The sequence below is a fragment of the Pantoea rodasii genome, assembly GCF_002095465.1.
Lineage (GTDB): Bacteria > Pseudomonadota > Gammaproteobacteria > Enterobacterales > Enterobacteriaceae > Pantoea > Pantoea rodasii.
On the sequence record NZ_MLFP01000010.1, the window covers coordinates 70,911 to 96,600 of the forward strand.

A 25,690-nucleotide genomic window follows, 5' to 3' on the forward strand; every position below is an offset into this window, starting at 1 on the left:
TGCACTCTTCTCCGCCACTTGTTCCAATCTCTTTACCTCGCCTGCACAATGCAGTTATTCGGTAAAACCGAACAACTGAGCTCTGTTTAAAAATCAGCTTGTTCATGATTCTATACTGTCTTTCACGCTGGCTATTGCGGAATCACCCATGCTCATCCACCCCAACGACAAGCTCACCTTCTCCGGCGATCCGCGCGCGGAAGAACTGCGCAAAATGCTGCAACACCCCAATGCACCCAAAGTGATTGCGGCATCATTATCGAAACAGCTGGATCGCGAAAGCCGCACCCACAGACATGCCGCCGGACAACTTTACTGCCTGAAACAGGGCATGATGACGGTCAACACACCCTCGGGTATCTTCGCCAATCCGCCACGTTTGGTGGGCTGGATTCCACCGCATTATGAACACGCAATTATCGGGCCGGGGCACGTGCTCGGCTGGACAGTGTTGGTGGATGAGGCACTCACCGCGCCGCTGCCAAAGCATCCAGTGCTGCTCTCCTGCCCTTCGGTGCTGGAGCCGCTGGCCGAGCGGCTGGCAAGTTTGTCGCCGGATAGCTGGGGCAGCGAGCGTTATAACCGACTTTGCGATGTGTTCCTCGATGAGCTGTATGAATCCACCGAGCATGCGCTGACGCTGCCGCTGCCCGAAGAACCGCGCCTGCGTCAGATTGCTCGCTTACTGATGGACGATCCCTCGGATATTCGCACCGGGCCGGAACTGGCGCAGTGGGCGGGATTGAGTCCGCGCAGCCTGAGCCGCCATTGGGCCAGCGCGGTGGGCATGAGCCTGAGTAAATATCGCCAGGTGTCGCGGTTGCTGAAATCGCTGGAAGGTTTGGCCGCGGGTAAAAGCGTGCAGCAGGTGGCGTGGCAGGTCGGCTTTGATAGTGTTAGCAGCTATATCAGCGCCTTCCGCAGCGCCTTTGGTTCCACGCCCGGTAAGTACTTTACGCCGCCTGACGCGTCTGCGGTTGCAACATCAGAAGACTCGTAGGCCCGTCAATGTCCGGCAGGTTGTGCAGATATTTACGCCGGAACGCGCCGGGCGGCAGATCGTACATACGGCGGAAGGTGCGGCACCACGTTTGCTGCGACTCAAAACCATACTTAATCGCAATCTCCAGCAGCGGCATATTGCCGTTCATCAGGGCAATCGCCGATGCCGTGAGTTTTCGCTCGCGAATATAGCTGCCCAGCGCAATACCGGTGTGACTGCGGAACATGCGCTGCAGGTGCCACTGCGAATAGCCAGCGCGCCGCGAAACGGTTTCCAGCGTCAGCCGCTGTTCAATATTGTCTTCGATCCACAGCATCAGTTGATGCATACAGGCTGCCTGAATATCCATCTCTCTCCCCCTGATGACGGATTAAAAAGTCATCAGCATTATAAGAAAGCCGCAAATGGCTATGTTTAGCGCTTAAGCCAATAAATAACGATATCTCGCCAAACTTGTGCATGCCGAACTCAGTCTCGACGCTTGCGGCATTAACCATCATGTAATATTGTAAGTTACATGATAAATGCCTGACAGGAGAATTTATGAATAGTTGGATGACTTCAGACGTGGGAATTTGTGTATCGATAGCCCTGGCAGCGGCCAGTGTTGCGATGACGATAACGCAAACCGAGTTGTTTGCCGGCCTGCGCGCATGGACCGCCAAAAAGCACGCGCTGCTTGGCCATCTGTTCCACTGCTTTTATTGCATGAGTCATTGGACGGTGCTGGCGGGCATGCTGATTTATCGCCCTGCGCTATTGCACAGCGATATGGCTCTGGTGGATTGGGTGATGACTGCGTTCATTACCTTGACCCTGACCACTTTTATCAACGGTCTGATGTTTAAGGTGTTCCAGGCAGCGGTGACCACGCATGTGATGAAGCACAATGCGCAGATCACCTTACAGAAGCGGGATTAAGTCTCTTTACTGCACAGCGGATGGGGCTCAGCTTCCAGCCCCAGTTTCGCCATTTTGTTGAGGTAATCACCGGCAATATCCGCCACGGTGATTTGGCTAAAGCGATTGAGTAACATCACTTCCGCTTCATTGAGTGCCTGATCGAGACGCTCATCGACCGCGTGTTCCACCAGACAAGGTGACGAATCGGCAGCGGGTCCGATACTGAACAGCGCGGGCGATCCGATCGCCTGATACACATCCAGCAGCGTGATGGCGCTGAGTTCAACCCGCAACTCCCAGCCGCCGCCGTGCCCCTTCTCCGATACCACATACCCTTTTTCACGCAGGCCGGACATCATGCGGCGAACCACCACCGGATTGGTGCCCAACATCTTAGCCATCGCTTCCGACGTGGCGCGTTTAACGTGCCGATCAAGGTGAATTAAGGCGTGCAGTGAGCGGGACATTCGGTTGTCGCGGGGCATGGCTTGTTCCTCTAAAGTTCACGACACTCTAACAAAGGTGCCCGGCAGCAACAATTTATCCCGTCTGAATGGTCCGTCTAGATAGTCGCCCCCATCGAGAGCCGGTAATGCAGGTTGACCTGTTCGATAGTCGGCTGCTGGTTGATCTTCTTCAGCACAATCTCAGTAGCGACCTTGCCCATCTCAAAACGTGGCGTAATCACGCTGGCCAGGCGTGGCGTGGTCGCCTGGCCGATATCCAGCCCGTGGAAACCGGCAATCGCCATTGCCTGCGGTACGGCAATACCCGCCGCCTGGCACTCCTGCAACACGCCGACTGCCAGATCATCATTGGTACACAGAATGGCATCCATTTCTGGATAGAGCTGGCGCGCCAGCGTCATCATGCCGGTACCAATCGACACCGATGACACCTTGTTCGGTACGATGCGCCCGGCCGGGAAGCCTGCTGCTTCTACCGCATCACGATAGCCCGCATAGCGCTGCTCATCGCGGCGGTCGGACATCGAACCAAAATAGATCACTCGCTGTTTGCCGCTGGCCAGCAGCATCGATGTCATATCGTAGCCGGCGCGGTAGTTATCAAAGCCGACGTTGATGCGCCCGGTTGCCTCGGTGAGGCCCATCACTTCCGCCACCGGGATATTGGCCGCGTTGAGGTATTTCTCGGCGCGGACGGTGTGAACAGATTCGGTGAGAATCAGCCCTTTGATATTGAATGCCAGCACAGTAGCGATCTGCTCTTCTTCACGCTGCGCGTTGTAGTCATAGTTGACCACCAAAGTCTGGTAGCCGTGTGCACTGGTGACTGACTCAATACCTGCCAGTAAATCGGCAAAGATTTGGTTATTAAATGAAGGAATCAACACGCCGATGCGAGGCTGACTCTGTTTGGTGGTGGAAGTGCTTTCGGTATCGGCGATATAGCCAATTTCGGCAATAACGCTGGCGATTTTTTCCGCCGTTTCCGTCTTAACCTTTTCCGGCGTGCGGAGATAGCGGCTAACCGTCATTTTGGTGACGCCCGCCAGGGTAGCAATATCGTCCAGAGTGATGCGCTGCGTTTTCATTGCGACGTCCGCAAAGATGGCCTGTCAATCAACGTATTATGCCCGTTGCCCGGCAAAAAATGAAACCAACCCGCCCTATCAATTAACGCCAGTTGAAATTGAATGTTGGCAGCAATTACAGAACAAAAATTTCAGAAAGATTCAATTAAAAATGAGAAATATAATGGATGCATAGCGAAAATTGACAAAAAATCCATTATTTCAGCCGGGTATCGCGATTTCACCACGGGTGCCGATAAAAAATTTCGCAACCCCCTTCACATTTTCTGGAAAAAATGATCCAAAAACTATCATTTAGAACATATATTCCATGTTGATTACCTCGAGTGAATAACGCTGAACATCGATAACCTACACCACTCCTCTTTCTGAACACGTAACGTTCAGGCTGTAGAGACAAGGGGCTATAACAATGGATACCAGGCAAAAACGCTACAACATGAAGTATGTCATTCTCTGCTGTACCGTCGCGGCATTTGGCGGTCTGCTGATGGGTTATGACTCTTCCATCATCTCCGGTGCAATTGAACCCTTAAGTGAATATTTCCAGCTCACGCCCGCAGAGACCGGTTGGGCCGTCTCCAATATTTTACTCGGTAGCCTGGTCGGTTGCTTCATCGCACCGCGCCTGAGCGACAAACTTGGCCGCAAAAAGTCCCTCGCCATCACCGCGTTGCTGTTTACCGTTTCGGTGATCGGAACGGCCATCGCGCATAACTTCACTGTGTTTGTCCTGTTCCGCATCATCGGTGGCTTAGCGATTGGCCTCGCATCGGTGATTTCACCGATCTATCTGGCTGAGCTGTCACCGTCGAAGTATCGCGGTCGCACCACGGCGCTCTATGCGGTGTGCTGTGTCGGTGGACAATCGGTGGTGCTGCTGACCAACTACTTCATCACCAAATCAACACTGCCCGACGTGATGATCAATATGGGCTGGCGTTACATTCTGGCTACCGCACTGGTGCCGTGTGCGCTGTTTATGCTCTTCATTGCCTTTATTCCCGAGTCACCACGCTGGAACGTGCTGAAAGGCAAATACGATGAAGCGCTGGATACGCTGACCAAAATTTCCAACCGTGAGCATGCCGAAAGCGTGTTCAATGAAATCAAACACTCCTTCTCAGACAAAACCGCGCATCAGCATAAATCGCGTCTGCGTCTGGATAAAACCACGGTTCCGCTACTGATCATCGGTATTGGTCTGGCGGTCGGTAACCAGATCAGTGGCATTAACGTGATTCAGTATTTTGGTCCAACGCTGCTGAAGAATGTGGCGGGCAGCACCGATTCAGCGCTGCTGCAAACCTTCTGGCTGTCGATTTGCCAGTTCATCGGTGTCATGGTGGGCATGATGCTGATCGATAAAGTGGGTCGCCGTAAGCTGCTGTTGCTAGGCGCTATCACCTCTTGCATCTGCCTCGCTTACTCGTTTATCGCCTTCTACTATCACCTGCCGGGAATGTTGGCGGTGGTCGGTCTGTTTGCCTATATGATTTTCTTTGGCATGACCTGGGGCCAGATTGTCTGGACCGTGCTGGGCGAAATCTTCCCCACTGAGATTCGTTCGATTTGTGTCGGGATTTCCATCTGTGCCATGTCGCTGGCGAACTTCGTGATCAGCAGTACCTTCCCGATCATGAACAGCAGCCCAATGCTGCTGGACCTGTTCCACGGCGGCTTCCCACTGCTGCTGTTCGCCATTTTCTCACTGGGTATGTACTTCTTTACCTTCCGCTATCTGCCGGAAACGGCGGGTGTGTCGCTGGAGAAAATTCATGGCCTGGTGCTGGAGAAGTTTAACGTTGAAGCGGAATTGCCGCAGAGCACCTCAACGACCAAGTCCAGCGAGTCATTTGATATTCCACGGCATTAATGTGATGAGGGCGCGCCTAGGAGATGGCGCGCTCATATTGCTCAATCACCGCCAGCGCTAAACCGTTGGCAGGATCGACACGCTGCGGCAGAAAATGCAGCTGCGTATGGGAGAAGGTAAAGGCCAGCGTGCTGGCCTGCGCCGTTTCTTCAACCGCCTGGATAAACGCCGGATGCGTATTCCACGGCCCATCAATCACTATGCTCGCCGGATTCACCAGCTGCATCACATGGCTGAGCGCATACCCGACATGCTGACCGGTTAACGCCATCACCTCATTGACGATCTGCGGTTCACTGGACGCATTCTGCCAGCGCAGGCCCGCTTTACGCTGCGCCAGCTGCTGTTGGACGGCAGGCTGACTGACCAGCGTTTCGAGGCAGCCTAAACGCCCACAGCTGCACCGTAACCCTTTCGGTTGCACCTGCAAATGACCAATCTCACCTGCGGTCCAGCTGCTGCCGACAAAGACTTCGCCCTGTTCCACCAGCGCGCCGCCCACCCCTTCACCAATGCGCAGATAAAAATGGCTTTGTGATTTATCCAGATCGAGCTGCTGCACCGAAAGCAGCGCAGCGGCTTTTGCATTGTGCATGATGCGCAGTGGCAACTCACAGGCGCTCAGCAGCGGCGTCAGGACATCGACATCCTGCCAGCCGAGATGGGCGGAAAAATGCACCCAGCCACGCTGTGGATCGATGATGCCGGGAAAGCCCACGGCGATGCCCAACAGTTCAGGATGCGCGGCGTGCAACGTCTGACACACTTCCACCAGCTCATGCAGCAGGTGTTCGGGATCTGCTGTCGGGGTTTGCCAGGTTTGTTCCGCAATCACCTGCGAGAAATAATCGCAGACGCGCCAGTGGATGGCATTGCGCTCAACCATTATTCCGGCGCTTTTGAGTTTTTCCGCTCGCAGCGAAATTTCGATTTTAGGACGTCCGGCCGCCGCTACGCTCACCGGGCCGAGTTCATTCATCAGCCCCTGCGCCAGCAGGTCATCCACGATCAAAGAAACGGTGTTTTACTGAGCTGCAGCGCCAGCGCCAAATCCTGGCGGGAAGTGATGCGGGCGGAACGCAATTGCGTCATCACCCGCTTGAGGTTGTTTAATCGAAGTAATGCGGGGCCTTTACCGGCTGCTTTCATCGCGCGCTCGCCTCACTCAATACTCATCACCGCGTACACGGCTGCGATAGCTTTCCCAATCGAAGCGCACCCACAAACTGGTGCCGAGGCGCATACGATCCATCACGCGTTCGCCCAGCAGCCCGTTCATACCCGCCGGATCAAGATTCGATAGCATGCCGGTCGGGCGTTTTGACGATGAGCGACGATCAACAATCTGATTGATGATCACTTTTTCGTAGCGCGATTCGCTCTGCATGCCGATCTCATCGATCACCAGCAGATCCACATGACTCAGATCCTGCAACAAACGTTCTTCGGTGATATCGCTGCCACCGCTGAAGGTGCCTTTCATGCTCGACATCAAATCCGCCACCGTGACAATCAGCACGCTTTTACCGCGCAGAATGAGGTCGTTGCCAATCGCGGCGGCGAGATGGTTTTTACCGGTGCCCGGACGACCGGAAAACACAAAACTGGCGATGCTGTTGCCGAAACCGGCGGAATATTCACGCGCCAGCGCCAGCGCTTTGCGCTGACCTTCATTTTCGACACGATAGTTGTCGAACGAGCAGTTCATGTGCAGCTCACGGATGCCGGAGCGCCCCATGATGCGCTGCATTTTCATCGCGCGGTTTTCACGCACAATGGCTTCAGAGCGCAAACGGCCCTGTTCCTGATTCCACGCCAGCAGCTCTTCACCGTTTTTAAATTTCGGCTGCACATCCACTGGCATAAACTTTTTCAGGCGATTGAAAAGATCGTTCGGCGTTTTCATCACTCACCTCGGAATCCATCGGGAATATCATAATCAGTATTGCTGATCTGGGTGATATCGCGCTTGGGCTGACCGCCGTTAGCAGCACGATTCATTTGTACGCTGCGCGCCAGTTTCTGCTGCCACTGCACATGGTGGAACAGTCGGCCTTCGGCCTGCCAGTAAGCCACAAACGTGGCCAGCTCGGCGGCGGTTGGCGGCTCGCTGAGCGCCACACCCCAGATAGCAGCCTGCCGTTGAAAGTCTTGATCCGGCTGCCAGCCCTGATACATAGCAAATTTGCCCACCGGCATGGCGATCGGGGCCGCATCGGTATGGAACAGGCTGTCATCCAGCGTGACATCATTCGGCTGCTGTGCGGCCGCTTCCAGCGCCAGTAATTGCGCCAGGCGCTGCGGCGTCAACGCGTAAAACGCCGGTGCATTATTGTGCAAAACCGCCAGCACACCGTTATCGGCCTGCTGCAACACGGCAAGCGGATCCTGGCAAAAGCCATCCAGCCCCACCAGCGTTGAAGATAAGATTTTAACTGACATGAAGAAACCTGACGTTGACCAACCCGGAGCGCTGATAGGTTCAGCGCTAAGCGGCCAGTGTACCTGTTTTAACGCGGCGGATCGCGCAGGAATTAGAAGCTGGCGCTGACGCCAAGGCTGTAAATAAACTGTTCGCCGCTGATGACGGCGCCGGTTTGAGAGAAGGAAGCAAACGCCGCCATATTCTGCCCAAACGGCACATTGGCCCCGACGCTGACATCCACCCAACTGCTTTCGTGAGTAGCATCCTCCGGGCGATCGCGTAGCGCGGAAGGATTATCGTCATTCAATTGATGGCTATAGCTAACCTGTGCCCAGGGTGAAATCCAGTCCAGCGTGGAATCAACGCGCCAGCCCAGTGACGCAATATGCCCGGCATTTTTGCCATCGACAAATTCGCACTTCGGACAGCTCAGTCTGGATTCATCCACCGCAAATTGCGCCACCGGCCCGGTGTTTAGGGTTGAACTCATCGGCATCGGCCAACCTGCGGAATAGCGGTTGGCAAAGGGCGCGTTACCTACGCTGGCTTTTTCACTGTGCAGAACCATCGCGCTCTCAGCCGGCGAATTGAGCGCCGCATCAATCAGGCTGTCATCACTGTTTTCTGTCAACATCAGGTGATTACTGGAAATCTTTTCAGCCAGTATCGCATTGTAATCCAGCGCATTATCCGCGCTCGCCTGATCCCACGCGCAGGCAGGCACGGCCGCAAGCAACAGCCACACACCGCTAAAAGCCAGCATGAGATTGTGCTGGCCTGTCCGCTGACTTTTCTGCAACATGAAAGACTCCTGACGAGCCAGAAAGGGAACGGGCGTTAAGATTTAGGCTTATTGATTATCGGCACCCATTGATTAACTATTAATCGATTCTGCAATACGTCAAGGGATTAACTGTTTTTTCCTCGTGCTAAGGGAGTGTTAAATGCAACGTTGTGGCTGGGTAACACAGGATCCGCTCTATCTGGCGTACCACGATAATGAGTGGGGCGTACCGCAAACCGATAAGCGTGCCTTATTTGAAATGCTGTGTCTTGAGGGGCAACAGGCGGGTTTATCGTGGATCACCGTGCTGAAAAAACGTGAAAACTATCGGCGCGCTTTCCATCAATTCGATCCGCAGGCCGTTGCCCAAATGGATGAAGCCGATATGCAGCGGTTGCTGCAAGACAGTGGCTTGATTCGCCATCGCGGCAAGCTGGAGGCGATCATTAATAACGCCAAAGCCATGCTGGCGCTGGAAGCGGAAGGTGAGGACTTTTCACAGTTTATCTGGGGATTTGTGGCCAACCAGCCCATTTTGCACCGTTTCGCCGATTACAAACTGGCGCCCACCACCTCCGAGCCTGCCATAGCGCTTTCAAAGACATTAAAGAAGCGTGGTTTTAAATTCGTCGGTCCCACAACCTGCCACTCATTTTTGCAGGCCTGCGGCTTGATTAACGATCATCAAACCAGCTGTTTCTGCCATCCCGATAATCTTTAAAGCAAATCTTTACACTTTAAGACTGACCCTCACGCATTTCCCCATTATTGAACGGCATAATAGTGCCGTTTTGGGGCATTTTCCCCGTGTGACTTTGTGAGGGACTTTTCAATGAATAAGCGTGTTTTGGCGCTAGCCTTGTTACTGAGCGGCAGCGTGGCGCTGTCAGGTTGTACCACCAATCCTTATACCGGTGAATCCCAGGCCGGTAAATCTGGCATCGGCGCGGGCTTAGGCGCAGTGCTGGGTGCCGGCGTTGGGGTGTTGTCATCCTCGAAGAAAGATCGCGGCAAAGGCGCACTGATTGGCGCGGCGTCAGGGGCTGCCGTTGGCGGCGGCGTGGGTTATTACATGGATGTACAGGAAGCGAAACTGCGCGATAAAATGCGCGGGACCGGTGTCAGCGTGACGCGTCAGGGCGATAACATCGTGCTGAACATGCCGAACAACGTGACCTTTGATTCCAACAGCAGCAACCTGAAACCGGCTGGTGCCAACACCCTGACCGGTGTGGCAATGGTACTGAAAGAGTATCCAAAAACTGCGGTAAACGTGGTGGGCTTCACGGACAGCACCGGCACGCGCGCGTTAAATATGCGCCTGTCCCAACAACGTGCGGATAGCGTGGCTAGCGGCCTGATTCTGCAAGGCGTCGCGCAGAACCGTTTGCGCACCCAGGGCATGGGCCCGGATAATCCGGTCGCCAGCAACAGCACGGAGGCGGGTAAAGCACAAAACCGCCGTGTTGAGATTACGCTGAGCCCACTGGGTTAATCCCTTCGCCGGTCTGCTACTGCAGATCGGCGCTTCCACACGTTTTTACACCGCAATTGACGCTTTTTGTATCAGATAACGCTCTATAATCGTCAACCAATAGAGCCGTAAAATACTTTATGCTAGCGTGATCAAAATTTGATCAGTGGAAACCGTCATTATGTCGCTCAAAGCCATTGCCGCAGCCCTCGGCCTCTCTGTTACCACCGTGAGTCGAGCGCTAAATGGCTATGATGATGTCGCGGCGGCAACGCGTAAACGTATTGAAGATGAAGCCACTTCTCGCGGATATCGCCCTAATGATGCCGCGCGCCGTTTAAAGACCGGGCGCGCCAATGCGATAGGACTGGTTTTCCCGGTCAGCACTGCCTCACTCAATGACAGCTACTACAGCGAAATGCTGTTGACGCTGGATCAACGCCTCGCTCAGCATGACATTGACCTGATGATTCTGCCGGACAAGCCTCAGGATCAGCATCGTACGGTGATGCGTATGCTGCGCAGCGGTTCGTTGGATGCACTGATTTTAACTCACACCATGCCGCGAGATGTCCGACTGGAACGCTTGCAGCAAAAAGGGTTTCGCTTCCTGACGCTCGGTCGCAGCCAGTTACCGCAGCCGTACGCCTGGTTTGACTATGACAATCACGCCGGCACCTTATTGGCGGCCGAACACTGCGTACAGCAAGGGCTGACTCGTCTGGCTTATCTTGGCGGCATCGAACCTTGTACTTACATCATCGATCGGCGACAGGGCTTTATTGACGCCCTCACCCAGCATCAACCGCCTATTTCCCCCACCATGATGGCCGCGCTGCCGATGACGCGTCGCTGTGGTTATCAACAAACGCAGGCGTGGCTGACGCAGGATATCGCACCGCAGGCGATTGTGACGGATTGCGCCCCGCTGGGGGAAGGCGCCGCTATCGCCTTGCAGCAGGCACAACGTCTGAGGGGTCCGCGCGCGATTCCGCTCTATGTGTACGATGGTTTGCCGCATGACTCCATTATCGACCAGCCGGTGAACGCGATTTTGCAGTTGTCGCAACAGCGAATTGGCGAACGTGTGGCGGAGATGGTACTTCAACTGTTGGACGGTGCTCCGCTCGATGAACTGCAAACGTTGTGGCAACCGATGTTGCGCCTCACTTCTGAAGCACAATGATTGCGTGATCCCCGCGCTGTGATAGTCTTCGCCTGTTTTAATTATTCAGGTACATGCAATGAAAACCAGGCCGCCACGAGCGACAATCAGTGACGTTGCCCGCACGGCAAAAACCGGTAAAACCAGCGTTTCCCGCTATCTCAATGGTGAAGTGAACCTGCTCTCGCCCGATCTTAAAGCCCGCATCGAGCAGGCGATTGCCGATCTTGATTATCGTCCCAGCCAGATGGCGCGCGGTTTAAAGCGGGGACGGACGCGGCTGATAGGCCTGATCATTGCTGATATCACCAATCCTTATTCGGTTGACGTGCTGAGCGGCATTGAAGCCGCTTGTCGTGCGCAGGGCTTTACCCTGCTGATGTGTAACACCAACAACGAAGTCGATCGCGAGCAATATTATCTGCAACTGCTGAGCAGCTATCAGGTTGAAGGCATTGTGGTGAATGCGGTGGGGATGCACGAAGAGGTGCTGAAACGCCTGCAGCAGTCGATGCTGCCGATGGTGCTGATCGACCGTAAAATTCCTGATTTCGCCTGCGATGTGGTGGGGTTGAACAATCCTGAAGCCGCCCACATTGCCACTCAACACTTGCTGGATAATGGCTACGATGCTCTGCTGTTCCTCAGTGAACCTTTAGGCAGCGTCAACACCCGCCGTGAACGCCTTGGTGCCTTTTATGACACCAGTCATTCCCATGCGCAGGTAAGCGCTGAAAATGCCGAAGTGCCATTACATCAGCCGGAGCAGCTGGAAAATGTGCTGCACGATTTCCACCAGCGCCACAGCGGAAAACGCTGCGCGGTCATGGCGGCTAACGGTGCACTGACCTTACAAGTCGCACGTGCTTTGCAGCGCCTCGAATTACATTGGGGCAAAACCATTGGCCTGCTTGGCTTTGATGAGCTGGAATGGGCCGCGCTGGCAGGCGTGGGCATCACCACGCTTAAGCAACCCACCTGGAAAATTGGCTATGCCGCGCTGGAGCAGGTGATTGCCCGTATTGATGGCAGCGATCTGCCTCTCAGTGAGCAGGTTTTTTCCGGCGAACTGATTGTGCGCGGTTCCAGCCAGCCGCTGCGCTAACTTCCCGCTTATCTGGCTCACTTCGTGAGCAGGATCATAATTCCACACTCTGTGGCTTTTCTTTGGAACCGGTTCCATCTAGGTTTTGATCATGTTCAAAGGAGAGACAAAATGACAACACCTGAAATTATCGTGGTCACGGCCGCCTACGGCACACAGAAAGTCGCGGAGTTGGGCGGACAGGCCGCGCTGCTGCCGCTGATTAAAGCATCAGGCGCCGATGGCGTAGAAATTCGCCGTGAGCTGTTCAGCGACAATGAACTCTGCCTGCTGCATGCGCTGGGCAATGCCATTACACAGCATCAACTCAGCGCCAGCTATTCGGTGCCAGAAGCACTGTGGCTGGAAGACGGTGCGCTCAATCCACGTCTGGCGCAGTTCCTGCAGGAAGCGGAACAGCTCGGTGCGAAGCGCTTGAAAATCGCGCTTGGGCATTTTGTCGATCTCGCTGAAGCCCAACTGTTAGCGGTTCTCGCTGCCTCGTCAGTGACCGTAGTAGTGGAAAACGATCAAACGCCCGACAGCAAGCTGGCCCCGATGCTGAACTTCTTCCACCGCGCCTGCGATGCCGCACTGCCGCTGGATATGACCTTCGACATGGGCAACTGGCAATGGACCGGCGAAGATGCTTTGCAAGCCGCCGCACAACTCAGCCGCTACGTCAGCTACATTCATGTGAAAACCGCCGTGCCGCATGGCGAGAGCTTTCGTGCTGTAGCACTGGATGAAAGCGATGGCAGCTGGCGCGCTCTGCTCAGCGCATTGCCGAAAGACGCGCCGCGCGGCATTGAATTCCCACTGGAAGGTGCGGATCTGTTGGCGGTTACACGCCATTACGTTGATCAGCTGCGTGCGCTGTAAGGAAATGATGATGAAGCAACTGGATGTGGTGACCATTGGCGAAGCGATGGCGATGTTTATTGCCCAGCAAAGCGGTGATCTTGCCGCGGCAGAAGGCTTCGTCAAACGCATTGCCGGTGCCGAACTGAATGTGGCGATCGGCCTTGCCCGCCTCGGTTTGCAGGTCGGCTGGGTGAGCCGTGTCGGCGACGACAGCTTCGGTCGTTTTACCCTGCAACAGCTGGCGAAAGAGAATGTTGATCACGACTGCGTGACCACCGATACACGCTATCGCACCGGTTTTCAGCTCAAATCGCGCGTCGATGACGGTTCCGATCCTGAAGTGGAGTATTTCCGTACCGGCTCGGCTGCCAGCCATCTGTCGCCGGACGATTTTAATGCGGATTACTTTGGGGGTGCCCGGCATTTACATCTGAGCGGCGTGGCGGCGGCGATCTCGGACAGCTCACTGCAACTGACTCAGCATGCCGCCAAAGAGATGCGCTCACGCGGCAAAACCATCTCCTTTGATCCTAACCTGCGTCCGGTATTGTGGCGCAGCGAACAGGAGATGCGTAAGCAGCTGAATCTGCTGGCTGAGTATGCGGATTGGGTACTGCCGGGTGAGAAAGAAGGTTTGATTCTCACCGGTTATCGCCAGCCGGAAGCCATCGCCGATTTCTATCTGGATAAAGGCGTGCGCGCCGTGGTAATCAAAACCGGCTGCGACGGCGCCTGGTACAAAACCGCCGACGGTGAAAAAGGCCTGGTTGCGCCGATTCGCGTTGATAACGTGGTGGATACCGTAGGGGCTGGCGATGGTTTTGCCGTGGGCCTGATCAGCGCGCTGATGGAAGGCAAATCGCTGCCGCAGGCAATTCTGCGCGGTAACAAAATTGGTTCGCTGGCGATTCAGGTCGCAGGCGACAGCGAAGGGCTACCGACACGCGCTGCGCTGGGTGATTTTTAGTTAAGCGGTCGCCCTACATGGCGACCCTGCAAGTCGGTTACGCATGTATGCGAACCTGGTTCATCAGTCTGTCCCTACAACCCGATTACGTCGAGGCGCATCCATTGAATGCGCCCACCTCAAAACAGAGGAGTCACCCATGAAATCGCAGACAATCGCGCCAAAACGCTGGTGGTTTATCATGCCCATCGTGTTTATCACCTACAGTCTGGCGTATCTGGACCGGGCGAACTTTAGCTTCGCCTCTGCCGCAGGGATTAATGACGATCTCGGCATCACCAAAGGCATGTCATCGCTGCTGGGTGCCCTGTTCTTCCTTGGCTACTTCTTCTTCCAAATCCCCGGCGCGGTGTATGCCGAACGCCGCAGCGTGAAGAAGCTGATTTTCTGGTGCATGATTTTGTGGGGCGGCTGCGCCTCGTTAACCGGCGTGGTGAGCAATATTCCGATGCTGGCCGCGATTCGTTTTGTGCTCGGCGTGGTGGAAGCCGCGGTAATGCCTGCGATGCTGATTTACATCAGCAACTGGTTCACCAAATCAGAACGTTCTCGCGCTAACACCTTCTTGATCCTCGGGAATCCGGTGACGGTGCTGTGGATGTCAGTGGTCTCTGGCTATCTGATCAATGCGTTTGGCTGGCGTGAGATGTTCATCTTTGAAGGCATCCCGGCGGTAATCTGGGCGGTTGCGTGGTGGTTCCTGGTGCAGGACAAACCGGCGCAGGCGAAATGGATGAGCGAGGAAGAAAAGGCGGCACTGCAGGCGCAGTTGCAGAAAGAGCAGGAAGGCATCAAAGCGGTGCGTAACTATGGTGAAGCTTTCCGCAATCGCAACGTGGTCGTTCTATGTATGCAATATTTCGCGTGGAGTATTGGCGTGTACGGTTTCGTGCTGTGGCTGCCTTCGATTCTGCGTAATGGCACACAGATGGGCATGGTGGAAGCGGGTTGGCTGTCGGCGGTGCCTTATCTGGTGGCCACGATTGCGATGATCGTGGTGTCGTGGGCATCCGATAAAAAGCAAAATCGTAAACTGTTTGTCTGGCCGCTGCTGCTGATTGGTGCAATGGCCTTCCTCGGTTCGTATCTGGTCGGTTCCAGTCACTTCTGGCTGTCGTACGCATTGCTGGTGATTGCGGGTGGCGCGATGTACGCCCCTTACGGCCCATTCTTTGCCCTGATTACTGAAATGCTGCCACGCAATGTTGCCGGTGGTGCCATGGCGCTGATTAACAGCATGGGCGCACTCGGTTCCTTCATCGGATCGTGGATTGTAGGCTATCTTAATGGCGCAACCGGCAGCCCTGCCGCTTCTTATATCTTTATGGGCGCCGCATTGCTGGCCTCGGTGTGGCTGACGTTGATCGTTAAACCGGCTGAGAACAAGGCGCCGCCGATACATGGGGCGAAGCACGCCTGAAAGCTTAAAAAATGAATTTTCCGGGCGGCTCAGGTCGCCCGTCACACGTTCTACAGGGAGCAAAAGATGAAACCTGCTGTGATTCTTTATAAGAGCCTGCCAGATGATCTGCGCGCTAAACTGGATGCCCATTTTACCGTGACCGAAGTGCGTGACGTCTCACCCGAAACCGTGCAACAACATGCCGCCCAGTTCGCGGAGGCACAGGGTTTGCTGGGTTCGGGCGGCAAAGTGAATGGTGATTTGCTGGCGAGTATGCCTGCGCTGCGCGCCTGTTCCACTGTGTCAGTGGGTTATGACAATTTCGATGTTGAAGCATTGAATCAGCGCAACGTGCTGCTGATGCACACCCCAACGGTGCTGACTGAAACCGTCGCCGATACCATGATGGCGCTGGTGCTGAGCACCGCGCGCCGCGTCACCGAATTGGATCAATGGGTCAAAGCCGGTGAATGGCAGAAGAGCATTGGACCAGAGCGTTACGGCATCGATGTGCATCATAAAACCCTCGGTATTCTCGGCATGGGCCGTATTGGCCTGGCGCTGGCGCAGCGTGCGCACTTCGGCTTCGGTATGAACATTCTCTACAACGCGCGCCGTCAGCATGAAGAGGCGGAAACGCGTTTCGGCGCACGCGCCTGCGATCTTGAAACCCTGCTGAAAGAGAGTGATTTTGTCTGTATCAGCCTGCCGTTAACCGAGCAGACACATCATATGATTGGTGCTGCGCAGCTCAAGATGATGAAATCAAGCGCGATCCTGATTAACGCAGGTCGTGGCCCGGTGGTCGATGAGCAGGCGCTAACGGCGGCATTGAAGGACGGCACGATTCACGCTGCCGGTCTGGACGTGTTTGAAGTGGAGCCAGTGCCCGCCGATGCGGAGATCCTCAAACTGCCGAACGTGGTGGCACTGCCGCACATCGGTTCTGCTACCCATGAAACGCGCTACGGTATGGCGCGAGATGCGGTGGATAACCTGATTGCCGCGCTGAGCGGTAAAGTCGAGAAAAACTGCGTGAACCCACAGATTCAGGCCTAAGCTTGCTGCTTTAGCCATTGCGCCTGCCCGTGGCGGGCGCTATGGTGGTTGCCCATTCCCGATTACAATGTTTTAACTTCCTATGTCCTTTTCTCAGTTCGGCGATAAATTTACTCAACATTCCGGCATCTCACGTCTGATGGAAGACATGGGTGAAGGCCTGCGCACGCCTGGCACCATTATGCTCGGCGGCGGCAACCCGGCGCAGATCCCGGCCATCAATGATTACTTCAATCAGCTGCTGCTGCAGATGCATCAGGACGGCAAACTGAGCGAAGCGCTGTGCAACTATGATGGTCCGCGCGGCAAAACGCTGCTGCTGGATGCGCTGGCGAAAATGCTGCGTGAAGAGCTGGGCTGGCCGATTACCGCGCAAAATATTGCACTGACCAATGGCAGCCAGAGCGCGTTTTTCTATCTGTTTAACCTGTTTGCCGGTCGTCGTGCCGACGGCAGTAAAAAACGCGTGCTGTTCCCGCTGGCGCCGGAGTACCTCGGTTACGCCGATGCCGGACTGGAAGAAGATCTGTTTGTTTCCGCCAAGCCGAACATTGAGCTGCTGCCAGCAGGCCAGTTTAAATATCACGTCGATTTCGACCATCTGCCGCTGAATGAGGACGTGGGCCTGATTTGCGTATCGCGCCCCACCAACCCAACCGGCAACGTGATCACCGATGACGAACTGATGCAGCTGGATGCGCTGGCACAGCAGCAAGGCATACCATTGCTGATCGATAACGCTTACGGTGTGCCCTTCCCTGGCATTATTTTCAGCGAAGCCCGCCCGTTGTGGAACCCGAACACCATTCTTTGCATGAGCCTGTCGAAACTTGGCCTGCCGGGTGCACGTTGCGGCATTATCGTCGCCGATGAGCACACGATTGGCGCGATTGGTAACATGAATGGGATTATCAGCTTAGCGCCAGGCAGCATCGGCCCGGCGATTGCCACCGAGATGATTGTGCGTGGCGATTTGCTGCGTCTGTCGGAAGAAGTGATCAAGCCGTTCTATCAGGCCAAGGTGATCGAGACGATTGCCATTCTGCGCCGCTATCTGCCGGAAGATCGTTGCCTGATCCACAAGCCCGAAGGGGCGATTTTCCTCTGGCTGTGGTTCCGCGATTTGCCGATCAGTACTGAAGCGCTGTATCAGCGCCTGAAAGCGCGCGGCGTGCTGATGGTGCCGGGCCACTTCTTCTTCCCAGGTCTGGAACAGGAATGGCCGCACACGCATCAGTGCATGCGCATGAACTATGTGCCGGATGCAGAGAAAATTGAACGCGCGGTGCAGATTCTGGCGGAAGAGTTGGAGAAGATTGGCTAAACCGATCTCTTAATACGCCTCTCGAATGAGATCGAGAGGCGTTGAGGTATTATTTATTGTTGTACCAGTCGTAAAACCGGAACAGACCTGAATAAAATCTATAAATGCCTACCAGCATGAACATCCACGCTATCGTGCCGAGCAATCCTTGTGTATTTATTGGGCTGTAAGGCGCTGATTCTTTTGATATTAAAACAAAGGTTATGCACCAAAGTATATCTTTAATGAGTTTGCGTTTAGGATATTCCCATCCCAAGATTTTCATCACTAATCCTTGTCATCTATACGTTGGCCTGGAATATAAACCATGTAAAACAAGAATAAATTAGCGCTTCCATTAATTGGTAGCGAATAATAAACAGAACAGCCAATATTTATTTAAATTTGTGAACTACTTCCAAATAAATTCTATTTATCCGCCACCAGCGATAACTGACACCATTGCGCCAGCTGCTTGATCGCCTCCTCCACTTCGGCATTCCAGCCAAAACCGGCGTTCAGTCGGAAACAGTGATCGTAACGGTGATCGGTGGCGAAGATATGCCCCGGCGCGATGCCGATGCCCGCGTTGCGCGCCTTGAGAAACAGCGCACGCACGTTTAACGCCTGTATGGGCATTTCCACCCATAACACATAGCCGCCTTCGGGGTCCGATACCCGCGTGCCCGCTGGGAAATAACGCAGCACCGCCTGACGCATATGGTGGATTTGATTCTTTAACTCACGACGCAGTGTGCGCAGGTGCGCATCGTAGCCGCCGCTGCGCAGCAGTTCGGCAATCGCCGCCTGTGACAGCACCGAGGTGCCCATACTGGTGGTGTATTTCAGCGAGGCGATTTTGCGCATGTAGTTGCTGCTGTGTACCCAGCCAATACGGATACCGGGCGCCACCGTTTTCGAGAAGCCGCTGCACAGAATGGCATTCGGGCTAAAGGCGCGCATCGGGAACGGACGGCGATCGCCAAACGCCGTATCACCAAAAATATCGTCTTCAATAATCACCACATCATTCTCATCGGCCTGACGCGCAATATAGGCTTTCTGCTCGTTGGGAATGCTTTTCCCGAGCGGATTATTGATGTTGTTGATGGTGAGATAGGCCTGCACCGCTTTACGCTGAAATAGCGCGGTGAGTTTGCTGACATTAACGTAACCTTCCGGCCCGGCTTCCACTTCAATCACGCGCAGATTGAGATTGTGCAGCATCTGTAACAGCACGAAGTAGCACGGCGATTCCACCGCCACAATATCGCCGGGGCGCGTGGTGGCGCGCAAAGCCAGTGAGATGGCTTCGATACAACCGTTGGTGATCAGGATGTCATCGGCGCTGATATTGCAGCCATAATCCACCGCGCGGCGCGCGATTTCGGCCTTGAGCGGCGCATAGCCGGTGCCTTTCACCGTGTTGCCGAGCAGTGCCGGTTTGCTGTACCCCATCTGGCGCATCAGCAATCCAATTTTCTTGACCGGATAGAGCGAGATATCGCCATTGGCCAGATCCAGCCGCACTCGACAATCGGAGCCTAACATTGCCAGATGCAGCTCGGTTTGCTCATCCAGCGGGGCGACCTCACGCGGTTGTTCGCTGCTGATGGCTGCGGGTAACGCCTTGGGAACCTGACGAGGTGCCACAAAAAAGCCGGACTTGGGACGCGCCACCGCATAGTGTTCATCCTCCAGCGTGCGTAATGTTTTCAACGCGGTGGTCATGCTGACGCTGTACTGCGTCGCCAGCGTACGCACCGACGGCAAACGGCTATCGGGCGGCAGCGATCCGCTGTGAATGGCCTGCTTTATCTGCTCTGCAATCTGACGGTAACGACTACTCTGACTCTCCTGTTCACCCGTTCCATCCGTCATCTGTTCCACCCTATATCGTGCTGATCTGTGCGTATCCATCAGATTACATTCAAAGTACTTTAGGCTGCATCTGTTAATTCAGCCTCAGACATTCATTCCGTTGCAACTTCGTGGCCCCTTTTCCTGCCCGTTGCCGCCAGCACGGTAACGGCGATTTTATTAGCCAAAGGATGAAGTGAAAAATGAATAATCTGTCCACCATGATGAGAGAAATTGAAGGTTATCTCACGCCCGCGATTATCGATTCTGCTCAACGCTGTTCTCAACGCTTACTTACCGCCCTGCCCGATAGCGACAACCCCGCTAACAATCGCGTGCTACTCGCCTATGGCGGCGGGAAAGACAGCAGCTATATGGTGGCGTATGTGCGCTACATTCAGGGGTTGATCTGGCAGCAGCAGGGCAGCACTTTTCAGCTACGCATCAGCACCAACCGTCATGCGGCGATGAACGACAGCGTGATGGAAAACATTGATCGCGTGTACCGCGCGTTGCAGATCCACGATGATGATTTTACCGAATGCCTGGTGACCGATGGCCTACAAATCCGCCACTTCGAACGCCATCTGCCGATGCCCGACAGCGTGCGCCAGCAAAATCGCAACGATGTGCTGATGAATGGCCACCGCTTCCGTGCCGATGCGCGATCCACTTTCTGTAACGCTTGCAATCTCAGCATGGTGAACTCGTTTGGCCTTGCCGCGCACTACGAAGGCGGCGTGGATGTGATCATCACCGGTGATTCCCCACAGGAGCAAACCGCTTACCTCGCCTGGGCACGCCATCTTTCACGCCTGTTTGATGCGCCGGTCGCCGACAAATCACGCGGCTTTAGCGGCTTCCTGCAAACCCTGGATGGCGTGGCAGAACGCTATTTCACTGATATTTACGGCGCCGATCAGGTCACGCCCGCCCATCGCATCACCTGGCAGCTTGAGCGCGACCCGCTGTTCTTCAATATTTATCAGGACACCGCCTATGAAGCCGGTGCGCACTGGTCGCTACTCACCGAGTTCATGCACTTCCGCTTTGATGAGCTGATGTTCAGCTTCTCTGAATCGGACTGCGGCAACCCGACGCTAATGGCACATATTCGCGGTCTGCGAGCGGAGACGCTGATGCAGCGTAGCTACGCCGAAGGCATTCGCGAATATGTGCGCTTTGCGCTCGGTCTGATGGAGAAGAAAGATTTTCCGCCGCAGCTGATCGCGGAAATGGCGGCGCGTTATCAGGACGATGCGGCGATTGAACGTGCTCGCCAGCGGGCAGCGCTGTTTGCCGAACAGGCGTTTGGCCTCAACGAAACCCAGCTGGTGTGCATGATCTATTCGCCGTTTATCGGGCAAGGCCACCAGCTCACCGTCTGGCTGCAACAGCTTAACCAGGCACCCGATGAACAGGCGGTGCGGGCGCTGCTGCGCGGCGATAGCGATGATCTGCTGCTGGCACAGCAGCTGGAACTACTCTCTGGCCTGACGATTGCGCAGATGCGCCAGTGCTGGCGCAGCGCGCAGGTCAACACGCTGCTGGATGGCACGCGCGGCGATGCGCTCTCACGCGTACTGCGGTTCGATCCGCATAAGGCAGTGATTCAGGTCAACAACGGTGCCTTACAAGACATCGTCACTGAAGTGATCTCCGGGCGATAACCCGGTAAGGCGACGCGATGAGAAAGATTTTCCTGCAGATTGGTGCCACGCGTGACGGGCAAAACCCGTACTGCGCGGTGGCAAAACGTGAAGGCTACTTTACCGTGCTGGCGGAGATGGGCGATTTTGTCGACTACCAAAGCTTGAGCATTCAGCTGCCGTTCGATCTGATTGTGCGCCTCGATCGCCCTGAAAATCCGTGGGATGTGTTACAGGCCTGCCTGCGCGCGGGCTTACTGGAACATCCTCAGGTGGTGCTGGCGGGTTTCGAAGCCTATAACGCCAGCGCCGGTCGCGTCCGTGAACTGCTGGCCGGGCCGGACGCCGGGCCGTGCTTTATCCCGCCGGATAAGTACGCGCAGCGCATGGCCCTGCGTAAAGCCTGGCCACGTTTTCCACAGCCGGAGTTTCGTTTCTTTGCCTCACCGCTCAGCATCCGCGATGCGCGCGATGCGCTGCTGTATCCCTGCGTGATCAAACCGGTGGATGGCGGCGGCGGGTTGGGAATCTGGCTGGTCGAAGCCGCCAGCCAGCTCGATACCGTGATCGGCAAACTGATAGAGACCATGAACTACGGCGGGCGTGGCTTCAGCGGCTTTATCGTCGAAAGCTGGCTGCCGGGTGATGAGTATTCACTGCAGGGCGTGGTGGATAACGGACACGCGGTGGCGCTGACCTGCTGTCAGAAGGTGATCGAACACCACATTGATGAAGAAGGGTGTATCAGTTTTTACGAATCCGGCCATGTGGCGATGGCGGCGCAGCAGCTGCCTGCTGCGTTTGCCAGTTTGATGAGTTTCTGTTGCGAGACCTTTGGCTATCGCCAGGGCGCGTTCCATATCGATTTCATCGTGGTGAACGGTGAACCGCATTTCCTGGAAATGGGCTTCCGTCTATCGGGCATGGGCGTGGTGAATTTGGTCGAAGAAGTCACGGGAATAAATTGGGCAGACGTGGCGTTTCAGATCGAAGCCGGACGCGGTTTGCCGGTGCTGCGGTTCCCGGATCAACCCCAGGCAATAGGCCGCCTGCGCCTGCGTCAGCGCCTGCAATATGATGCTGCGGAGCGCTGGATTGCGCAAAACCGGCGCGGTCAGCTGTTACCTCCGCTTAACCTGCCCGCACTCGAGGTGTCACCGCGATCGTCACTGTATGCCGATCTCACGCGTCACGCGGGCATCCTCGCCACTTTCCGTCTTGCCGCAAACAGCCGCGACGAGGTGCTGGCAGTGTTTAACCACATTCTCGATGTCCCCACTTTAGCGCCCCGGAGAGATTTACTATGTGCAGGATGATTCTGGCCCACGGCCAGTTTGATGCAGCTGCGGTACTGGAAGCCGCACGCGCCATGAGCTGTGGCGAAACCGCGACGCATGATGGTCCGATCAAGCAACACCCGAATGGCTGGGGCTGTTTATGGCTGGATCAAGGACACATTCGCACGCTGCACGGTACCGGCACCTTTGCGGATGCGCTGCCTGGAATTGATATCGAGCCCCTGCGCCATAGCCGTTTCCTGGCAGTGCATGTGCGTCATGCCACGTTAAGCAAAAATCAGGGCATCGAATTCTCCCATCCGCTTTGGCGCACCAGCGGTGGCACGCAGTGGTACATGATGCATAACGGTTTTTTACCCACCATCTTTGCCCAACTGGGCATGACGGAATCGCGCTTTGATTCCGCTGAATATCTGCAATATATCGTCGATCAGGTGACGCCAGCCGATTTCACCCGAGATTACCTGCGCGACAAGATGGCGCGCGTGGCACCGGGCGGCAGCTCCGCCAATGCGATTTTTGTCACGCGCGATAAAGCCTGGGCGTGGCAGTGGCATCCCGACGATACGCCTTATCCTGACTATTTCTCGCTGCACCATTATCAAAACAACAGCACCACTTTTATCTCTTCTGAACCTATTGCGGCACTGGGTGCGACGTCTGACTGGCGTCGTATGAGCAACCATGAATTTCATGAATTTCCATTTGGGGAGTGACCAGCATGGCTATTTTCAATCAGATACGCGTTATCAATCCAAATATGTTTGTCGAAAGTGCATGGCTGGATGACATCGTCACCGCGCGCGTGCCGCTGCTGGTCTTGCGCAATTTCCTGACGCCCGAGGTGCGTGAAGCGGTGGTGGATGATTTGCAGCAGTGCCGCGAGCAGGTGCGCGTGTCGCGCTATCCGAATGGTGCGCTCACCACGCTGGGCCCTTATCTGGCGAAGCACACCGCTGCGCCGGAAAACTATTTCACTGAACTGCGTGACATCCAGCCTGCGCTGCCGCCGTCGCTGCACTGCCTGCGTGACCAGGTTTATAACTGGGTGAAGCACTCATTGCGTCTGGAAAGCCTGCAAACCGCCAGTGAACCCGCGCTGGGTGATTACGCCGGCTCGATTGTGCGCTTCCATGCTAACGGCGTGGCTAACCCGCTGCATAACGACAATATCGTGCGCGATGCCGCGGGCAGCGGCCTGGCCGTGACCAACATTCTGCATCAGCTCAGCTGCGTGGTGTGTTTGCAGGAGTGTAACGCGGGCGGGGAACTGCGCATCTTCAATAAGAAGTGGCATCCGGTGGATGAGCGCTTCAAAACGCCGGGAGAGTTGGGTTACCAGACCGACGTCATCGATCACAGCGAAGCCTGTGAATTCTCCCCGCGCAGCGGCGATATCTATCTGTTTAATCCCGCTTTTTATCACGAAATCGATCGCGTGGAAGGCGACACGCGCATCACCATGGGCTTTTTCTTTGGCCTGACCGACAAAAAAATGAAGCACGCCATTGCCTGGAGCTAACGCCAGCCTTCGACGAGGAGATGAACATGAATACCTTTGAAAAAATTATCGCCCTGCTGGATGACCACCGCGCCGAGTATCGCGTGGTGGAGCATGAGGCCATCGGTCAGACCGATGTGATCAGCGGCATTCGCGGTAACGATCTTAATCAGGCGGCCAAAGCGATGGTGCTGGAAGTCGCCATGCCGGAAGGCGCGGAGGCGCGCTATCTGCTGGCGATTGTGCCGGGCGACTGCAAGATCAACTTCAAAAGTGCCGCACGCGCCATTGGCGGCAAGAAGTCGAGCTTTGCTGCGCCGGAGAAAGCGCAGGAACTGACACAGTGCGTGATGGGCGCGGTGCCGCCCTTCAGTTTTGATGACCGATTGGCGCTGCGCGTCGATGCACGCCTGCGTGATGTCGGCACGTTATGGTTTAACGCCGGCGCGCTGGAGCGCTCAATGGCGCTGAATGTGGATGATTTCTTTCGAGTTGTCGGCGATGACTGCTGTGCAGATATTGCCACTCCGATGACGGCAACTGCCTGAAACGGCTGCAGTAAGGAACGAGTATGTCAGTAAAAGATATGATGTTAGCCCTGTGCGTCGTGGTGGCGTGGGGCGTGAATTTCGTGGTGATCAAACTGGGCCTGCACGATATGCCGCCCTTTCTGCTGGCGGGATTGCGCTTTGCACTGGTGGCGTTCCCGGCGATCTTCTTTGTGAAGCGGCCGAAAATTCCTCTGCGCTGGCTAATCGTGTATGGCATGACCATCAGCTTTGGTCAGTTCGCCTTCCTGTTCCTCGCCATCAAGCTTGGCATGCCTGCGGGTCTGGCCTCGCTGGTATTACAGGCTCAGGCGTTTTTCACCCTGCTGCTGGGTGCGTTGCTGCTGGCGGAGAAACTGCGCTGGAATCACATCGCCGGGATATTGGTGGCCACGCTCGGCATGTTTATGCTGGCAACCGCCGGCATGGAAGGCCAAACCACGGCGGGCATTACGCTGACCACCATGATGTTGACGCTGGCGGCCGCGCTGTCGTGGGGTTTGGGCAATATCACCAACAAGATCATTCTGCGCAACCGTAAGGTGCCGGTGATGTCGCTGGTGGTATGGAGTGCGCTGGTGCCGGTGGTGCCGTTTTTCGCCTGCTCATGGTGGTTCGATGGCGAAGCAGCGATCGTCACCAGCCTGCTGAACATCTCGTTGCAGACGGTGCTGGCGCTGATTTATCTCGCCTTTGTCGCCACCATTATCGCTACGCCATTTGGGGCAATCTGCTCGGCCGCTATGAAACCTGGCGCGTGGCTCCGCTGTCACTGTTGGTGCCGGTGGTCGGCATTCTCAGTGCGTCGCTGGTGTTGGGTGAAACCTTATCTGCGCAGGAGATCATCGGCGCATCGGTGATTATTCTTGGTCTGTTGGTGAATGTATTTGGTGGCATGGTCAGCCAGCGATTATGGGTACGCACCTGATCCGCAGAAACAAAAACGCCGCATTTCTGCGGCGTTTCACTT

Annotated in this window: 25 protein-coding genes and 2 pseudogenes; 19 read left to right on the forward strand and 8 right to left on the reverse strand. The window is 55.4% G+C overall.

What is annotated here, in order from left to right:
- The first annotated feature begins 148 nt into the window (after positions 1 to 148).
- Entirely contained in the window at positions 149 to 1,000 is an 852-nt protein-coding gene (locus HA45_RS14235) for an AraC family transcriptional regulator (RefSeq protein WP_100701567.1), read from the forward strand.
- Here HA45_RS14235 and HA45_RS14240 read toward each other — a convergent pair.
- Positions 954 to 1,352 (reverse strand): helix-turn-helix domain-containing protein, encoded by a 399-nt coding sequence (locus tag HA45_RS14240; protein WP_100701568.1) that lies wholly within the window; start codon positions 1,350 to 1,352, stop codon positions 954 to 956. The two genes, HA45_RS14235 and HA45_RS14240, sit on opposite strands and share 47 nt — an antisense overlap.
- Before the next feature lie 194 nt (positions 1,353 to 1,546).
- Here HA45_RS14240 and HA45_RS14245 point away from each other — a divergent pair, with 194 nt between their 5' ends.
- Entirely contained in the window at positions 1,547 to 1,924 is a 378-nt protein-coding gene (locus tag HA45_RS14245) for a DUF1360 domain-containing protein (RefSeq protein ID WP_205960942.1), read from the forward strand.
- Here HA45_RS14245 and HA45_RS14250 read toward each other — a convergent pair.
- Together HA45_RS14250 and HA45_RS14255 are read right to left on the reverse strand one after the other, a co-directional pair.
- A complete protein-coding gene (locus tag HA45_RS14250) occupies positions 1,921 to 2,391 on the reverse strand; it encodes an Rrf2 family transcriptional regulator (RefSeq protein WP_100701569.1) in 471 nt (156 codons plus the stop codon). The two genes, HA45_RS14245 and HA45_RS14250, sit on opposite strands and share 4 nt — an antisense overlap.
- A 77-nt stretch (positions 2,392 to 2,468) precedes the next feature.
- On the reverse strand, positions 2,469 to 3,461 hold the full coding sequence (locus tag HA45_RS14255; protein ID WP_100701570.1) for a LacI family DNA-binding transcriptional regulator: 993 nt from the start codon (positions 3,459 to 3,461) through the stop codon (positions 2,469 to 2,471).
- A 102-nt stretch (positions 3,462 to 3,563) separates the two neighbouring features.
- Between HA45_RS14255 and HA45_RS27320 the strand changes: the two genes are divergently transcribed.
- Positions 3,564 to 3,740, forward strand: coding sequence for a hypothetical protein (locus tag HA45_RS27320; RefSeq protein WP_157811629.1), 177 nt, complete (start codon positions 3,564 to 3,566; stop codon positions 3,738 to 3,740).
- Positions 3,741 to 3,873: 133 nt separating this feature from the next.
- Positions 3,874 to 5,337: a sugar porter family MFS transporter gene (locus tag HA45_RS14260; RefSeq protein WP_100701571.1), complete on the forward strand. Its 1,464-nt coding sequence runs from the start codon at positions 3,874 to 3,876 to the stop codon at positions 5,335 to 5,337.
- A 16-nt stretch (positions 5,338 to 5,353) separates the two neighbouring features.
- Here HA45_RS14260 and HA45_RS14265 read toward each other — a convergent pair.
- The 4 genes and pseudogenes from HA45_RS14265 to HA45_RS14280 form a co-directional block, all read right to left on the reverse strand.
- Positions 5,354 to 6,486: pseudogene (locus tag HA45_RS14265) on the reverse strand (ROK family protein).
- 16 nt (positions 6,487 to 6,502) lie between these two features.
- The gene (gene dnaC / locus HA45_RS14270; RefSeq protein ID WP_100701573.1) at positions 6,503 to 7,243 is read right to left on the reverse strand and encodes a replicative helicase loader DnaC; all 741 of its coding nucleotides are present in this window, start codon (positions 7,241 to 7,243) and stop codon (positions 6,503 to 6,505) included.
- Positions 7,243 to 7,779, reverse strand: coding sequence for a primosomal protein DnaT (gene dnaT / locus HA45_RS14275; protein WP_100701574.1), 537 nt, complete (start codon positions 7,777 to 7,779; stop codon positions 7,243 to 7,245). Before dnaT ends, dnaC begins: the two co-directional genes overlap by 1 nt.
- A gap of 92 nt (positions 7,780 to 7,871) precedes the next feature.
- Positions 7,872 to 8,564: an autotransporter domain-containing protein gene (locus HA45_RS14280; protein WP_100701575.1), complete on the reverse strand. Its 693-nt coding sequence runs from the start codon at positions 8,562 to 8,564 to the stop codon at positions 7,872 to 7,874.
- Positions 8,565 to 8,706: 142 nt separating this feature from the next.
- Here HA45_RS14280 and HA45_RS14285 point away from each other — a divergent pair, with 142 nt between their 5' ends.
- The 9 genes from HA45_RS14285 (at position 8,707) to HA45_RS14325 (ending at position 17,885) form a co-directional block, all read left to right on the forward strand.
- Positions 8,707 to 9,267: a DNA-3-methyladenine glycosylase I gene (locus HA45_RS14285; RefSeq protein WP_100701576.1), complete on the forward strand. Its 561-nt coding sequence runs from the start codon at positions 8,707 to 8,709 to the stop codon at positions 9,265 to 9,267.
- Between the two features lie 111 nt (positions 9,268 to 9,378).
- Entirely contained in the window at positions 9,379 to 10,041 is a 663-nt protein-coding gene (locus HA45_RS14290; protein WP_100701577.1) for an OmpA family lipoprotein, read from the forward strand.
- Between the two features lie 160 nt (positions 10,042 to 10,201).
- Complete coding sequence (locus tag HA45_RS14295; protein ID WP_100701578.1) at positions 10,202 to 11,206, forward strand: LacI family DNA-binding transcriptional regulator; 1,005 nt, start codon at positions 10,202 to 10,204, stop codon at positions 11,204 to 11,206.
- 58 nt (positions 11,207 to 11,264) lie between these two features.
- The gene (locus tag HA45_RS14300; RefSeq protein ID WP_100701579.1) at positions 11,265 to 12,290 is read left to right on the forward strand and encodes a LacI family DNA-binding transcriptional regulator; all 1,026 of its coding nucleotides are present in this window, start codon (positions 11,265 to 11,267) and stop codon (positions 12,288 to 12,290) included.
- Positions 12,291 to 12,401: 111 nt separating this feature from the next.
- Positions 12,402 to 13,151 carry a sugar phosphate isomerase/epimerase family protein gene (locus HA45_RS14305; RefSeq protein WP_100701580.1) on the forward strand — a complete coding sequence of 250 codons (750 nt, stop codon included), beginning with the start codon at positions 12,402 to 12,404 and terminating at the stop codon, positions 13,149 to 13,151.
- Between the two features lie 4 nt (positions 13,152 to 13,155).
- Positions 13,156 to 14,100: a sugar kinase gene (locus HA45_RS14310; RefSeq protein WP_100701581.1), complete on the forward strand. Its 945-nt coding sequence runs from the start codon at positions 13,156 to 13,158 to the stop codon at positions 14,098 to 14,100.
- A gap of 139 nt (positions 14,101 to 14,239) precedes the next feature.
- Positions 14,240 to 15,520 carry an MFS transporter gene (locus HA45_RS14315; protein WP_100701582.1) on the forward strand — a complete coding sequence of 427 codons (1,281 nt, stop codon included), beginning with the start codon at positions 14,240 to 14,242 and terminating at the stop codon, positions 15,518 to 15,520.
- Between the two features lie 66 nt (positions 15,521 to 15,586).
- A complete protein-coding gene (gene ghrB / locus HA45_RS14320) occupies positions 15,587 to 16,561 on the forward strand; it encodes a glyoxylate/hydroxypyruvate reductase GhrB (protein ID WP_100701583.1) in 975 nt (324 codons plus the stop codon).
- Positions 16,562 to 16,643: 82 nt separating this feature from the next.
- Complete coding sequence (locus tag HA45_RS14325; RefSeq protein WP_100701584.1) at positions 16,644 to 17,885, forward strand: valine--pyruvate transaminase; 1,242 nt, start codon at positions 16,644 to 16,646, stop codon at positions 17,883 to 17,885.
- A gap of 408 nt (positions 17,886 to 18,293) precedes the next feature.
- On the opposite strand, the gene HA45_RS14335 is transcribed toward HA45_RS14325, so the two are convergent.
- Positions 18,294 to 19,745 carry an aminotransferase-like domain-containing protein gene (locus HA45_RS14335; RefSeq protein WP_100701586.1) on the reverse strand — a complete coding sequence of 484 codons (1,452 nt, stop codon included), beginning with the start codon at positions 19,743 to 19,745 and terminating at the stop codon, positions 18,294 to 18,296.
- A gap of 182 nt (positions 19,746 to 19,927) precedes the next feature.
- On the opposite strand from HA45_RS14335, the gene HA45_RS14340 reads away from it, so the two are divergent.
- The 6 genes and pseudogenes from HA45_RS14340 (at position 19,928) to HA45_RS14365 (ending at position 25,648) form a co-directional block, all read left to right on the forward strand.
- Positions 19,928 to 21,394, forward strand: a complete 1,467-nt coding sequence (locus HA45_RS14340) for a hypothetical protein (protein ID WP_100701587.1) — start codon at positions 19,928 to 19,930, stop codon at positions 21,392 to 21,394.
- A 17-nt stretch (positions 21,395 to 21,411) separates the two neighbouring features.
- Positions 21,412 to 22,689, forward strand: a complete 1,278-nt coding sequence (locus HA45_RS14345) for an ATP-grasp domain-containing protein (protein WP_100701588.1) — start codon at positions 21,412 to 21,414, stop codon at positions 22,687 to 22,689.
- Positions 22,677 to 23,387 (forward strand): class II glutamine amidotransferase, encoded by a 711-nt coding sequence (locus HA45_RS14350; RefSeq protein WP_100701589.1) that lies wholly within the window; start codon positions 22,677 to 22,679, stop codon positions 23,385 to 23,387. Before HA45_RS14345 ends, HA45_RS14350 begins: the two co-directional genes overlap by 13 nt.
- A gap of 5 nt (positions 23,388 to 23,392) precedes the next feature.
- Positions 23,393 to 24,193 (forward strand): 2OG-Fe(II)-dependent halogenase WelO5 family protein, encoded by an 801-nt coding sequence (locus HA45_RS14355; protein WP_100701590.1) that lies wholly within the window; start codon positions 23,393 to 23,395, stop codon positions 24,191 to 24,193.
- A gap of 26 nt (positions 24,194 to 24,219) precedes the next feature.
- The gene (locus tag HA45_RS14360; RefSeq protein ID WP_100701591.1) at positions 24,220 to 24,720 is read left to right on the forward strand and encodes a YbaK/EbsC family protein; all 501 of its coding nucleotides are present in this window, start codon (positions 24,220 to 24,222) and stop codon (positions 24,718 to 24,720) included.
- 23 nt (positions 24,721 to 24,743) lie between these two features.
- Positions 24,744 to 25,648, forward strand: a pseudogene (locus tag HA45_RS14365) (EamA family transporter).
- Positions 25,649 to 25,690: the final 42 nt, after the last annotated feature.

What these genes read in the sequence shown, in the direction of transcription:
- HA45_RS14285 (WP_100701576.1), top strand. Translation starts at nt 8,707, where the DNA reads ATGCAACGTTGTGGCTGGGTAACACAGGATCCGCTCTATCTGGCGTAC.
- HA45_RS14335 (WP_100701586.1), bottom strand. Translation starts at nt 19,745, where the DNA reads ATGACGGATGGAACGGGTGAACAGGAGAGTCAGAGTAGTCGTTACCGT.
- HA45_RS14325 (WP_100701584.1), top strand. Translation starts at nt 16,644, where the DNA reads ATGTCCTTTTCTCAGTTCGGCGATAAATTTACTCAACATTCCGGCATC.
- HA45_RS14305 (WP_100701580.1), top strand. Translation starts at nt 12,402, where the DNA reads ATGACAACACCTGAAATTATCGTGGTCACGGCCGCCTACGGCACACAG.
- HA45_RS14290 (WP_100701577.1), top strand. Translation starts at nt 9,379, where the DNA reads ATGAATAAGCGTGTTTTGGCGCTAGCCTTGTTACTGAGCGGCAGCGTG.
- HA45_RS14250 (WP_100701569.1), bottom strand. Translation starts at nt 2,391, where the DNA reads ATGCCCCGCGACAACCGAATGTCCCGCTCACTGCACGCCTTAATTCAC.
- HA45_RS14360 (WP_100701591.1), top strand. Translation starts at nt 24,220, where the DNA reads ATGAATACCTTTGAAAAAATTATCGCCCTGCTGGATGACCACCGCGCC.
- HA45_RS14255 (WP_100701570.1), bottom strand. Translation starts at nt 3,461, where the DNA reads ATGAAAACGCAGCGCATCACTCTGGACGATATTGCTACCCTGGCGGGC.
- HA45_RS14235 (WP_100701567.1), top strand. Translation starts at nt 149, where the DNA reads ATGCTCATCCACCCCAACGACAAGCTCACCTTCTCCGGCGATCCGCGC.
- dnaC (WP_100701573.1), bottom strand. Translation starts at nt 7,243, where the DNA reads ATGAAAACGCCGAACGATCTTTTCAATCGCCTGAAAAAGTTTATGCCA.
- HA45_RS14260 (WP_100701571.1), top strand. Translation starts at nt 3,874, where the DNA reads ATGGATACCAGGCAAAAACGCTACAACATGAAGTATGTCATTCTCTGC.
- HA45_RS14355 (WP_100701590.1), top strand. Translation starts at nt 23,393, where the DNA reads ATGGCTATTTTCAATCAGATACGCGTTATCAATCCAAATATGTTTGTC.
- HA45_RS14300 (WP_100701579.1), top strand. Translation starts at nt 11,265, where the DNA reads ATGAAAACCAGGCCGCCACGAGCGACAATCAGTGACGTTGCCCGCACG.
- HA45_RS14315 (WP_100701582.1), top strand. Translation starts at nt 14,240, where the DNA reads ATGAAATCGCAGACAATCGCGCCAAAACGCTGGTGGTTTATCATGCCC.
- HA45_RS14340 (WP_100701587.1), top strand. Translation starts at nt 19,928, where the DNA reads ATGAATAATCTGTCCACCATGATGAGAGAAATTGAAGGTTATCTCACG.
- HA45_RS27320 (WP_157811629.1), top strand. Translation starts at nt 3,564, where the DNA reads ATGTTGGCAGCAATTACAGAACAAAAATTTCAGAAAGATTCAATTAAA.
- HA45_RS14345 (WP_100701588.1), top strand. Translation starts at nt 21,412, where the DNA reads ATGAGAAAGATTTTCCTGCAGATTGGTGCCACGCGTGACGGGCAAAAC.
- HA45_RS14350 (WP_100701589.1), top strand. Translation starts at nt 22,677, where the DNA reads ATGTGCAGGATGATTCTGGCCCACGGCCAGTTTGATGCAGCTGCGGTA.
- HA45_RS14310 (WP_100701581.1), top strand. Translation starts at nt 13,156, where the DNA reads ATGATGATGAAGCAACTGGATGTGGTGACCATTGGCGAAGCGATGGCG.
- HA45_RS14280 (WP_100701575.1), bottom strand. Translation starts at nt 8,564, where the DNA reads ATGTTGCAGAAAAGTCAGCGGACAGGCCAGCACAATCTCATGCTGGCT.
- HA45_RS14245 (WP_205960942.1), top strand. Translation starts at nt 1,547, where the DNA reads ATGAATAGTTGGATGACTTCAGACGTGGGAATTTGTGTATCGATAGCC.
- HA45_RS14295 (WP_100701578.1), top strand. Translation starts at nt 10,202, where the DNA reads ATGTCGCTCAAAGCCATTGCCGCAGCCCTCGGCCTCTCTGTTACCACC.
- dnaT (WP_100701574.1), bottom strand. Translation starts at nt 7,779, where the DNA reads ATGTCAGTTAAAATCTTATCTTCAACGCTGGTGGGGCTGGATGGCTTT.
- ghrB (WP_100701583.1), top strand. Translation starts at nt 15,587, where the DNA reads ATGAAACCTGCTGTGATTCTTTATAAGAGCCTGCCAGATGATCTGCGC.
- HA45_RS14240 (WP_100701568.1), bottom strand. Translation starts at nt 1,352, where the DNA reads ATGGATATTCAGGCAGCCTGTATGCATCAACTGATGCTGTGGATCGAA.